Raw genomic sequence first — 11,519 nt, 5'->3', positions numbered from 1 at the left:
TCAACCCCGCCGCGATCGGCGCATCCGACGCGATAGCGATACCCAGCGACAACGGCAGGGCCACCAAAAACACCACGATCGACGCAGGCAGATCATGGCGAGAAACAGAAGACAAACGATCGGACCACGATCTCTCCGGCGCGGCGTCCGATCTGGAGGTCGTATCGGTGTCGGTGGACATGTTTCTCCTTCACCGGGGCGGCCACGACCGCGCGATCTCGGAGCACGTGGCGCGACCACCGCCACCGCGCGCTCCGGCGGATAGCCTGTGGGCTCCGGCATTTTGGATCGCTCGGGTGAGTCCGATGAGGGGCCAGACCCACCCGACCGACCACAACGCCGCCGACAAAAGGGGCGGCGTTTCCACGCCGTGTGCCGGCACGACGCGAAACCTACTGCCTACGTACGTAGACAGTAGTAGCATGCTTGTCCGGGTTCGTGCAATCCGTTTGACCCACAGCGATTTCCATGGGTGGGAAGGGTTTCCGGGAGGCGGCGAGGCCGATCGCTCGCGGAGTGCGCGGTAGCCGATCGGTGACAGATCAAGCGTATGTGGATCGCCTGAGGTAAGGCTCCCCAACAATGGGTGCGGCTACGATACAGGTACGTACATGGCGCATTGCGATCGGGTTGACACGAGATTGCGCTCCGGCTCCGCCACCCTCGACAGGAAGTCCGCCCCATGAGTCTCGCGGTGTGCTTGGTGCTCTGCGGTTCCGTGACAGCACTTCTCGCTCCGGCGCTGCTCGCGCGCACCGTCGGCGCCGAACGCGGCCCGCGGCTCGGGCTGATCGCGTGGATGGGGGTCATCGGCGCGGTGACGGCGGCGTGGGCGGCCGCGCTCGTCCTGGTGATCGTCGACGCGCTGCGCGATCTGACCCGGCCGGGCTGCCCGAGCCTCGGCGACACCTGCGTCACCCGGCTGCACGACACCGTGGTGGGCGGCTACGGCGCCGCGGTCGAGGGCGTGCTGCTGCTCGTCGGTGTGGTCGCGACGATCATCGCGATGGTCACGGCGGGCCGCCTGGTGCGAATGCTGGTGCGGGCGCGCCGGATTACTCACGAACACGCCCGGATGGTGCGAATCGCCGGACGGTACAACGCTTTCCTCGACGCGGTGGTGCTGGACGTCGCCGAGCCCGCCGCGTACTGCGTGGCAGGCCGGGAGGGCACGGTCGTCGTCACCCGCGGCACCGTCGCGGCCCTGGACGAGGACCATCTCGCGGCCGTGCTCGCGCACGAGCGCGCACACCTCGCCGGGCGGCACCATCTGCTGCTGGGCACGACCCGCGGGCTGGCCACCGTGTTCCCGCGCATCCGGCTGTTCACCCGCGGCTCGGTCGAGGTCGCCCGCCTGGTGGAGATGTGCGCCGACGACGCGGCGGCCCGGATTCACGGACCGCGCACCGTGATTCGCGCGCTGCTCGCCCTGTCCGGCGTGGCGGCCGACGCGGCGGGCCCGATCGAGGCGACCGGATCGTGGCTACCGGACCGGGTGGACCGCCTGGTGCTCGCGGCCTGCGCCGTCCCGACCGCCCGCGATCCGCTGCGGCGGCCGGCGCTCTCGGCCGCCACGATCGGTTCGGCGGTCGCGACCGTGCTCGCCGCGGCGAGTATCGCGGTGTGCGCGCCCGAGCAGGTGTCGCCGGCACACGCGCCGCGCCCGTTGTCGGCCCGGGGCGCGCACATCCCGGCGGTGCCGACGCTCTCGCGCTGAGGTCACTCGCAGGTGCGGCGCTTGCACAGCGCCGCATGCAGGCTGTCGGATTCTTCGGCGCTGATGTCGTCGACGAAATGCGCGAGCACCAGCTCGGCCCGGCCGCCGCGACCGAGCGCCTCGCGCATCAGCCGGGCGCTGTACTGCTCGCGCGTCAGCACCGCGCGGTAGCGATAGGCCCGCCCCGCGCGCTCGCGTTCCAGCCAGCCTTTGCGGTGCAGATTGTCCATGGTGGACATGACTGTGGTGTAGGCGATGCTGCGTTCTCCGGACAATTCCTCGAACACCTCACGCACCGTCGTCGGCGCCGCGCGCCGCCAGACGCGGTCCATCACCACGGCCTCCAGGTCTCCGAAACCCCGTGCGTCCACGGCCGTTCTCCCTCATCGTCACGGCTCGGTCGCAGCTGTCGCGTGCCGATGCCGGATGCGGTGTCGCCGGCACGACGGTCCGCATCCGTAGCGCGTGCCGGCGGATCGCCACGGCACGTGTCTACGTAGGGGTGAGCGTAATTCATCGGCGGCGTGGGCAATACCCGAATCCGGTCCGGCGGCCACCGGTCGCCCGGGATCAGCCGAGCTGGGTCATGCCCGCCGCGACGACCTGGGAGAGATCGAGGATCTCGTCGGTGGTCGGCAGGGTGAGGCCGTCGAGGGCGTGCAGGCGGTCGGTGGTGGTGATGGCCAGCACGCCCGAGACCCAGGCGGCGGCGCAGGCGCGCAGCGTGCCGGGCCGCACCGGGGCGGGTGCGCTGGCCTGGAGCACGCGGGCGGTGACCTCGAGCAGCTGATCTCGAATGCGCCGCAACTGTTTTCGGACATCGGGGTGGGTGTCGGCCTCGCGCCACATGATCACGCGGAGCACGGAGGAATGATGGTCGCGCAGGTTCAGCGCGGCGTCGAGGTTCACCAGGCTCGTCGCGGGATCGCCCGGGGTGACGACGGTTTCGATGTCGGTGAGCGGATGCGCGGGCACTCGTTCGGCCATCAGCGCCGACAGGATCGAATTCTTGGTGGGGAAGTAGTAGAAGACCAAGCCCTTCGGGACGCCCGCCGACGTGGCGATGGCCGCCGTCGCGGTCGCGTCGAATCCCTGTGCCGCGAAAAGGTTTTCGGCGGCGTCCAGGATGAGCTGGCGGGCGTCGCCGTCGACCTTGCCGCGCCGGCGACGCCCCGCTCGATGGGGTTTGGGCATATGCATCAGTGAGCAGTATGCAGGCGCGCCGTCACTCGCGGAAGCGCCGCCACCGCGACGACGACGGTCAGCACACCGACGATCCACGCGGTCCAAGAGGCGCCACTGAACGCGTCGTAGTTCATCACCCACGGGGAGAGGAACAGCAGCACGCCGAGCGCGCCCATCGCGTAGTCCAGTTCGGACATCGCCGGGCGGGCCAGCTGTGCCAGACCGGTGAGGGCGATCAGTACGCCGAGGACGATCAGCGTCCACATCGCCCGATTGCTGGTGTCCACCCACATGGGTGACAGTGCGGTGAAGGCGCCGAGCACGACGGCTACGAAATCCTGCGCGCGACTTTCGCTGAACATGGTTGCCTCCTCGAGGACTGGAAATATGTTCACCTCTCGGTATAGACCTGATTGACCGCCCGATCAATAGCCGACGGGGCAAGATTGTGCAGCGGTTTTCGGTGTGGCGGTCGTCACCCCGATGGAAATTAGAACACGTTCTAGAATATGGTCGGTTATCGTGTTCTCCGTTTCAGTGACCATGACTTCCGACCCGGGGGAGATGCGATGAGCGACCGGCCCATTGTTGTTGTCGGAGCGGGTCTGGCCGGACTGCGCGCCGCGGAGGAACTGCGCCGCGGCGGCTACTCCGGCAGGCTGATCCTGGTCGGTGACGAGGCGCGGTTGCCGTACGACCGGCCGCCGCTGTCCAAGCAGTTCGTGCGGGGGGAGACCGACGACACCACGCTGCGGCCCGCCGAGTTCTTCGCGGAGAAGGACATCGAGTTGCGTCTGGACGCCGCGGCGACGGGAGTGGACACCGCCGCGCGGCAGGTCCGGCTCGCCGACGGCGATGTGATCGAGTACGACCAGCTGATCATCGCGACGGGCTTGCGTCCCAAGCGGATTCCCGGGCTGCCCGAGGTATCCGGCGTCCATGTGCTGCGCCGCCACGACGATGCCGTCGCGCTGCGCGACGAGCTGGCCCGCGCGTCCCGCGCCGTGGTGGTGGGCGCCGGTTTCATCGGCTGCGAGGTGACGGCCAGCCTGCGCGCCCGCGGGGTGGACGTGGTGCTGGTGGAGCCGCAGCCGCAGCCGCTGGCCGCGTCGCTGGGGGCGGAGGTCGGCGGGCTGGTCGGCCGGTTGCACCGGGCCGAGGGCGTCGATCTGCGCTGCGGTACGGGGATGGATTCGCTTGTGGTCGAGGGTGATTCGGTTGCGGGAGTGCGGCTGTCCGACGGGACCGAGGTGGCGGCCGAACTGGTGGTGATCGGCGTCGGCTCGGTGCCGGTGACCGACTGGCTGGCCGATTCCGGTATCCCCCTCGCCGAGCCCGCGGCCGGTGGCGGCGTGCTCGCCGACGAGGTGGGCCGCACCACGATCGACGGCGTGTGGGCGATCGGCGACGTGGCCGCGTGGCGGCACGAGGCCGGCGGGCACAAGCGGGTCGAACACTGGACCAACGCCGGTGAACAGGCCCAGCTGCTGACCTCCGCGCTCCTCGGGGCCGAGCCGCCCTCCACCGCCCGGGTCCCCTACGTCTGGAGCGACCAGTACGACCTGAAGATCCAGGTCCTGGGCACCCCCGCGGCCGCCGACGAGGTCCGAATCATCGAAGACGACGGCCGCAAATTCGTCGCCCACTACTTCGCCGCCGGCACCCTCACCGCAGTCGTCGGCGCAGGCAAAACCGGCGCGGTGATGAAAATGCGCGCCAAACTGGCCGCCGCAACCAGTCCGGTGTCCTGACCGGCCACCGCGCCTGGGCGGGGATGGGTGCGTGTGGCGGGGTGGGTGGGCGCTAATAAGGTTGCGGTGTGATCGTCGCGCTCATCGATTCCGGACTGGGGATGTTGCCCACGGGGGCGTGGTTGCGGAAATTGCGGCCCGATCTGGATCTGCTGCTGCAGACCGATCCCGACGGTGCGCCGTGGGGGCCGAAGCCGGAACCGTGGGTGGTGGAGCGGGTGCTGCAGGCGGCGCGGCGGGCGCTGGGGCTGGGGGCCGAGGTAATCGTGCTGCCGTGCAATACGGCCAGCGTGACGGCGCTCGAGCACGTGCGGGCGGAGGTGGGGCCGGAGGTTCCGGTGGTCGGGACCGTGCCCGCGATCAAGCCCGCCGCCGCGGCCTGTCGCCGGGTGGCGGTGTGGGCCACGGCCGCGACCACCGCCAGCCGGTATCAGGCCGACCTGATCGCGCGCTTCGGTGGTGACGCCGAGGTGACGGGAGTCGCCTGCCACGGCCTCGCCGACGCCATCGACCGCGGCGACCTGACGGGCATCGAACAGGCCATCGCGCAGGCCGCCGACCGCACCCCGCCCGAGACCGAGGGTGTCGTGCTCGGCTGCACCCACTACCCCCTGGTGCTGGACGCGATCGTGGCCGCCCTGCCCGCCGGTGTGCGACTGTTCGACAGCGCGGAAGCCGTTGCCGCCCAAACCCTTCGGCGCATGGACGCACTCGGCCGCCCGACCGCGGGCACCGGCGCCGTCACCGTGCTGAACAGCGGACGCCCCGGCACGCTGCCCGCCGCCGCGGCCGCCTACGAGTCCGGGCGGCTGCTGGGGGCCCGCGAGCCGGTACAGCGAGCGGTCCCGTGAGCGAACCCGCGCCCACCGCCGCGGCGGTACGGGAGGCGTTGGCGGAGATCGCCGATCCCGCGGACGCGATCCATCTGCAGCGGTTCTTCAAGACCGGGCCCGGCGAGTACGGCGCGGGCGACGTATTTCTCGGGGTGCGCGTCCCCCGGACCCGCGCCGTGGCGAAACGCTTCGCGCTGCTGCCGCTCTCGGAAATAGACGAGCTGCTGAACAGCCCCGTACACGAGCACCGCCTGGCCGGGCTGGTCCTGCTCAACAACGCCATGGCCAAGGCGATGAAGCCGCGCACCTACGACCTCGCCGCACAGGAGCGGATCGTCGACCGCTACCTCTCGGCCGTGCGCCGGGGACGCGTGAACAACTGGGATCTGGTCGACATCTCCGCCGAGAACATCCTCGGCCCGTGGCTGCTCGATCGCCCCCGCGACCTGCTATTCGAACTGGCACAGCGGAATTCGCTGTGGGAACCGCGAGTAGCCCTCCTGACCACCTTCACATTCATCAGGGCCGGAGACGCCACAACGACTTTCGAGCTGTGCGAAATCCTGCTCCCGGACCGCCGCGATCTGATCCAGAAAGCCGTCGGCTGGATGCTGCGCGAGATCGGTAAGCGCATCGATCGCAAACTGCTGACCGATTTCCTGGATCGCCACGCCGCCGAAATGGGCCGCACCGCATTGAGTTACGCCACGGAACATCTCGATGCCGAAGCGCGACAGGCATATCGGTCGATGCGCTGACCCCGATCGGAATTCAGAACTGAATCTTCAGGTGGTCGGTCACCGGATGCGCCTGGCAGCCAAGGATATACCCCGCCTCGATATCCTCCGGATCGAGAATCTCGGAGTTGTCCATCTCGACCTTCCCCTCGAGCACGGTGCAGGCACAAGATCCGCACTCACCCTCCTGGCACGAGTACGGAACATCAATTCCCTTGGACAACATGATGTCCACCAGCGTCTGCCGCCGCGGCCACGACAGGTTGTGCACCTCCCCGTCCAATTCCACCTCGACGGTAGCGGCGTCGGCCTGTTCCTCGTCGCTCAATTCGGCCGGTGCGGTGTCCGCGAACGGATCGCCCGCCAGTGAATTGAAGATCTCGGCGTGCGTGCGGTTGCGTGGCACCTCGAGCTGGGCCAGCGCGTCGTGCACCCGGTCCATGAACGCCTTCGGCCCGCACATGAACGCGCGCCGCTCGGTGTAGGGCGCGGCCACGGCGGCCAGCGCGTCCACGCTCGGCAGCCCCTGCAGCGTCTCCAGCCAGTGCACGACGACCAGCCGCTGCGGATTCTTGTCCGCGAGTTCGCGCAGTTCGTCGGCGAAGATCACCGATCCGGCGTCGCGATTGGCGTAGACGAGCACGAGGCGGCCGTTGCCGCGCGCCAGTGCCGACTTCAGGATGGACATCACCGGTGTGATGCCGCTACCGGCGGCGAACAGCAGCAGATCCTCGTCGAGGTCCTTGGGCGTGAAGACGCCCGACGGCGGCAGCACTTCGAGTTCGTCACCGGCGCGCACGTTGTCGCACACCCAGTTCGAGGCGTAGCCGTCGACGGTGCGCTTCACCGTGACCTTCGGCCGATCGTCGGTGTAGGGCGAACTGGCCAGCGAGTAGCAGCGCGCCACCGAGCCGGTGCGGTCGCTCGGGATGCGCAGGGTGAGGAACTGGCCGGGCTGGTAGGCGAACCGTTCGCGCAGTTCCTCGGGCACGTCGAACACCAGCGAACAGGCATCGCCCGTCTCGGCGATCACCGCGGAGACCCGCAGCACGGCCGAACGCGAGCTGTGCGGTACGTCGACAGTGGTCATGATGTCCTCTCGAGCCGGGCAGTCCGAGCCGCCGAAACTAGAACGTGTTCTAATTTCATCGTACGTGGCCATCCCGCTGCCGGACAAGCTGGGCCTCCAGACCCGCGATCAACACCTCCATGCCGAAGTCGTAGGTGTACTTCCCGCGCAGGTCACCCATGTATTGCAGGACGCGCGAGACGGCGTCGGGCAGTTGGTTGTCGGTCAGAGCGGAGCGATCGCGGGGGTTCACCCGGGCGCGCCCGAACAGGTAGGTGTGAATGGTGGCGTACGCGGCCAGCACATTGCGATCGTCGAACCCGGCGTCGAACAGGATCTCCATTATCGAGGCGATGAGATCGAGCTGTTTGCCGAGCATCTGCTCGATGAGGACGTCGCCCAGGCCCGGATGCTTGCGCAATTTCTCATCGATCTGATCGATGAGGTCGCGCAGCCGGTGCTGCCACGGCCCGGCCTCGGGCGGTGGTTTCCGGACTCCGGTCAGTGCGGCGGTGGCGACCAGATCGAGTAGCTCGCGTTTGTCGGCGACGTAGTAATAGGGAGCCATCGGGGAGACGCCGAGTTCGCGCGAGAGCCGGCGCATGGACAGCTTCTCCACGCCGTCCTCGCGCACCACGCGCAGCGCCGCCTCGACGATCTCCGATTCCGACAGCGTTTGGTTCGGGCCGCCCCCGGTTCCTCCGTGATTACGCAAGCCGCCGCCTCCGGGCCTGACACTCGCGGCGCATCACCGTGCCGCCCCGGCTCGTCTGCATCCGTCCGACTCCCAGCTGCCATTCGTTCCACCTGCTGTTTCCCTCCGCAGTGTAGAGCGCGTGTGCGGCGACAGGTTCGTGTGTGCGCGGCCCGCGGGCGTGGCGCACCGCGGCGGTCGCAACACTGCGTTAGCCAAAGGTGAACTGCATAGTGGCCGAAGGTGTTCTGCGCCACCGCGACTGTTCGATTGCCAACTGATTGCCAGCAACCAACTCGAATAGCCACCCGGGTATCCGCCCGACGCGGCGCGCGGTGTGGCGGTATTCCTATCGAATTCGATCCGTTTTTTTCGACACGGGCTGTCCGGATGGCCCTCAGCGCATAGCATTCCTGGAATGCGCCATGATCGACTGCCCGACGGGTTCGGGGTTCGAATCGATCCTCGGGTGCGCACCTACTCCGGTGGGCGGTTCCTGGTCGGTGGTTCGCCGACGAGGTTGCTGCGACTTGCGCCGGAGGCGGCCGCCCTGATCGGTGACGGGTATCTGGAGGTGACAGACCCGAAGTCGGCGGTGGTTGCCAGACGGCTGCTCGATTCCGGTGTGGCCAATCCGCGTCCGCGGCTGCTGCCTTCGCCCGAGGACGTCACCGTCGTGATCCCGCACTGCAACGACGCCGCCGGACTGGAACGGCTGCTGGGAGCGTTGCGCGGGCACAGCGTGGTGGTGGTCGACGATGGCTCCGACCGTCCGGTACGCATTCCGCCGACCCGCGGTCGCTGCCGCGTGACGGTGCTGCGGCACGACCGACGGCACGGTCCCGCCGCGGCGCGCAATGCCGGGCTGCAAGCCGCCACAACCGAATTCGTGGCCTTCCTGGACTCCGACGTGGTCCCCAAGGCCGGGTGGCTCGAGGTGATGCTGGGTCACTTCAGCGACCCGGAGGTGGCGCTGGTGGCGCCCCGCATCGTGGCGCGCGAGCCGGACACCACCGTGCTGGGCCGCTACGAGCAGACCCGTTCGACACTGGACCACGGACGGCGGGAGGCGGCGGTCACCTCGCGCGGCGCGGTGTCGTACGTGCCGGGCGCGGCGCTGCTGGTGCGGCGGCGAGCGCTGCTGCACGAGGGCGGCTTCGACGAGGAGATGCGCTCGGCGGCCGACATCGACCTGTGCTGGCGGCTGGAGCAGGCGGGCTGGCGGCTGCGGTACGAACCGGCGGCGCATGTGGCCTGCGACCATCCGGCGTCGTTCGGAAAGTGGTTCGGGGGCAAGGTGTCCCACGGGGCGAGCGCGGCGCCGCTGGCGCGCCGGCACACCGGGGTGGTAGCGCCACTGTCGGTGCCGTTCTGGTCGGTGGTGGCGACGGCCCTGCTGGCGACGGCCTCGCGGTGGGGTGTGCTGGGCGGGCTGGCGACGCTGGTGGCGGCGCTGGTGCGGCTGCGGCGGGTCTTCGCCGAACTGGACAACCCGACCCGTGTGGCGGCGATCCAGTTGGCGCGCGGCTTCTCCGGCGGCGTGTGGCGGATCGTGTCGGCGCTGTGCCGGCACTACTGGCCCGTCACCGTGCTGGCGATGGTGGTCTCCCGGCGCATCCGGCGCATCGCCGTCACGCTGGCGGTGGCCGACGGGCTGGCCGACTGGTTCACCCATCGGGATACCGGCGGCCTGGACCCGGTGCGCTACCTGGTCTGCAAGCGGCTCGACGATCTCGCCTACGGCACCGGATTGTGGTGGGGCGCGGCCCGAGTGCGTAACGTCACCGCCCTGCGCCCGGCCGTCCCGCCGCACTGACGACCGCACCGACCGTCGGTGCTCGCCGGAAATCCGACCGGCCCGTTCGGGCTGCCGACGCCGCCCGATACCGGAATGATGAGCCCAATGGTCGGCGATCTCGGAGGCGGTGTGGTGACGCGCGAGACGGGGCCGCGACTCGACGAGCTGGAAAGCCATGCGACGCAGGCGCATCGTCACCTCGCGGCGGGACGCGCCGAGTGGGGCCGGTTGCCCGGACTGCTGCGGCCGGTGCTGCTGGACTCCTGGCTGCGCTCGCTGCGCGCCGGACTCGACCCGGCGAGCGGTCCGGACCGGCGCGGTCTGCGCGGGGCAGAGTTGTTCCGGTGCCGCGACGGCCATCCCCTCGCCGCGGTGCTGCCCCTGGTCGACAAGCTGCTGCTGCGGGATGGCGCCGGCGCCGGGCTGGTGGTCGTCGTCGCGGATCGGCACGGCCGGGTGCTGTGGACGCTGGGCGCGCCGAATCGGGTTGCCGCCCTGGCCGAATCGGGGCTGCGCGAAGGTGACGATCTCGGCGAGCGCCGCGCGGGCGCCAATGCCGTGGCGCTGGCGGTGCGCACCGGACGGGCGGCGTGGGTGCACGGTCCCGAGCACTTTCTGCGCAGGATGGGTGCGGTGACCGGAGCGGCCGCACCCGTGCGCGCTCCGGGCGGGCGGCTGATCGGCGTGCTGATGCTCGCCGGCGGCCCCCGGGTGGCGCGGCCGGAACTGTCGGCGCTGGTGCGCGCCGCCGCGACCGCCGCGGAACTGGAACTGGAGCTGGCGGCGTACCGGCGGCATCGGCCCGCACCGGATTCGTGTGGTGCGGCGGCGGATTCGACCGATGCCCGGTTGCGGCTCGAGGTGCTCGGACGCGGACAGCCGCTGCTGACCGTGTCCGGCGAGCGGATCGCCGTGTCGCAGCGGCACGCGGAAATCCTGCTGCTGCTGGCCGAACGGCCCGAAGGGTTGTCCGCCGACCACCTGGCCCTGCTGCTCGACGAGACCGACCTCGACAACACCACCATCCGGGCGGCGATGTCGCGATTGCGCGCGGTGACCGGACCGGACATCCTCGACTCGCGTCCGTACCGGCTGCGGGGCTGCGTCGCAACGGATGTGGCGGCCTTGCAGAGCGCCCTGGACGCCGCCGACGTGTCCGCCGCCGTGCGGCTCTATGCCGGGCCGGTGCTGCCGCGCTCCACCGCGCCGGGCATCCTCGATCTCCGCGACGAGGTGCGGCGTCGATTGCGCGCCGCGGTACTCGATTCCGGCGATCCGGACGTGCTCGGGCACTGGACCGCGCGCGCCGACGGACGCGACGATGTCGCGGCGTGGTGCGCCTATCGCGCTGTGGTGGAGCGTGATTGCGAGCTGTACACGCAGGTGGAGGCCAAAATCCGGCTGCTGGAACGAAGGACGGCCACCGACCCGATACTGACGCGCGACGCGGGCGACTAGCCGCTGCGCCGGATTTGTCGTCCCGGGCAGGTACCCTGAACACCGGAGTGGCCCAGTTCGACCTTCAAGTAGGCCCTCCGAGGCTTCGTGCGGGGCCGGGGCGGGGGGGGTGCCGGCCCGCCCGGGCCCCCCCCCCCGGGCCACCCCAAACCAACGCTGACAACGGGAGGGGGTACCGATCATGAGATTCCGGCCGACCGCGCTGGGATGGGTAGATACGGAGGTGTCCGATGCGCTGATGTGGGACCGCGCTCAGGTGCAGCGTTTGGCGCGGCAT

At 69.9% G+C, this 11,519-nt stretch carries 11 protein-coding genes and 1 pseudogene; 6 read left to right on the top strand and 6 right to left on the bottom strand.

Features of this window, described 5'->3' with window-relative positions:
* Positions 1-181, bottom strand: a pseudogene (locus QH470_RS09965) (SulP family inorganic anion transporter); the annotation flags it as partial.
* A 537-nt stretch (positions 182-718) separates the two neighbouring features.
* Between QH470_RS09965 and QH470_RS09960 the strand changes: the two are divergent.
* Positions 719-1,717 carry a M56 family metallopeptidase gene (locus tag QH470_RS09960; protein WP_280272009.1) on the top strand — a complete coding sequence of 333 codons (999 nt, stop codon included), beginning with the start codon at positions 719-721 and terminating at the stop codon, positions 1,715-1,717.
* A 2-nt stretch (positions 1,718-1,719) separates the two neighbouring features.
* Here QH470_RS09960 and QH470_RS09955 read toward each other — a convergent pair whose 3' ends face one another.
* The 3 genes from QH470_RS09955 to QH470_RS09945 form a co-directional block, all read right to left on the bottom strand.
* On the bottom strand, positions 1,720-2,088 hold the full coding sequence (locus QH470_RS09955; RefSeq protein ID WP_280272008.1) for a BlaI/MecI/CopY family transcriptional regulator: 369 nt from the start codon (positions 2,086-2,088) through the stop codon (positions 1,720-1,722).
* 199 nt (positions 2,089-2,287) lie between these two features.
* Entirely contained in the window at positions 2,288-2,917 is a 630-nt protein-coding gene (locus QH470_RS09950) for a TetR/AcrR family transcriptional regulator (protein ID WP_280272007.1), read from the bottom strand.
* Positions 2,917-3,264, bottom strand: coding sequence for an SPW repeat domain-containing protein (locus tag QH470_RS09945; protein ID WP_280272006.1), 348 nt, complete (start codon positions 3,262-3,264; stop codon positions 2,917-2,919). Before QH470_RS09945 ends, QH470_RS09950 begins: the two co-directional genes overlap by 1 nt.
* Positions 3,265-3,471: 207 nt before the next feature.
* Between QH470_RS09945 and QH470_RS09940 the strand changes: the two genes are divergently transcribed.
* From QH470_RS09940 to QH470_RS09930, 3 genes are all read left to right on the top strand, one after another.
* Positions 3,472-4,653 (top strand): NAD(P)/FAD-dependent oxidoreductase, encoded by a 1,182-nt coding sequence (locus tag QH470_RS09940; protein WP_280272005.1) that lies wholly within the window; start codon positions 3,472-3,474, stop codon positions 4,651-4,653.
* Between the two features lie 68 nt (positions 4,654-4,721).
* On the top strand, positions 4,722-5,504 hold the full coding sequence (locus tag QH470_RS09935; protein ID WP_280272004.1) for a glutamate racemase: 783 nt from the start codon (positions 4,722-4,724) through the stop codon (positions 5,502-5,504).
* Positions 5,501-6,244, top strand: coding sequence for a DNA alkylation repair protein (locus tag QH470_RS09930; protein ID WP_280272003.1), 744 nt, complete (start codon positions 5,501-5,503; stop codon positions 6,242-6,244). Before QH470_RS09935 ends, QH470_RS09930 begins: the two co-directional genes overlap by 4 nt.
* 13 nt (positions 6,245-6,257) lie before the next feature.
* Here QH470_RS09930 and QH470_RS09925 read toward each other — a convergent pair whose 3' ends face one another.
* Positions 6,258-7,313, bottom strand: a complete 1,056-nt coding sequence (locus QH470_RS09925; protein WP_280272002.1) for a 2Fe-2S iron-sulfur cluster-binding protein — start codon at positions 7,311-7,313, stop codon at positions 6,258-6,260.
* Positions 7,314-7,368: 55 nt separating this feature from the next.
* Positions 7,369-8,007: a mycofactocin system transcriptional regulator MftR2 gene (gene mftR2, locus QH470_RS09920; protein WP_280272001.1), complete on the bottom strand. Its 639-nt coding sequence runs from the start codon at positions 8,005-8,007 to the stop codon at positions 7,369-7,371.
* Positions 8,008-8,404: 397 nt separating this feature from the next.
* Here mftR2 and mftF point away from each other — a divergent pair, with 397 nt between their 5' ends.
* On the top strand, positions 8,405-9,802 hold the full coding sequence (gene mftF, locus QH470_RS09915) for a mycofactocin biosynthesis glycosyltransferase MftF (RefSeq protein ID WP_280272000.1): 1,398 nt from the start codon (positions 8,405-8,407) through the stop codon (positions 9,800-9,802).
* Positions 9,803-9,889: 87 nt separating this feature from the next.
* A complete protein-coding gene (locus QH470_RS09910) occupies positions 9,890-11,242 on the top strand; it encodes a GAF domain-containing protein (protein WP_280271999.1) in 1,353 nt (450 codons plus the stop codon).
* Positions 11,243-11,519 lie beyond the last annotated feature (277 nt).

It is taken from the genome of Nocardia wallacei, assembly GCF_029868745.1.
GTDB lineage: Bacteria > Actinomycetota > Actinomycetes > Mycobacteriales > Mycobacteriaceae > Nocardia > Nocardia wallacei_B.
Note: the sequence above shows the minus strand (reverse complement) of the source record. Positions and strands in the feature narration are given on the sequence as shown.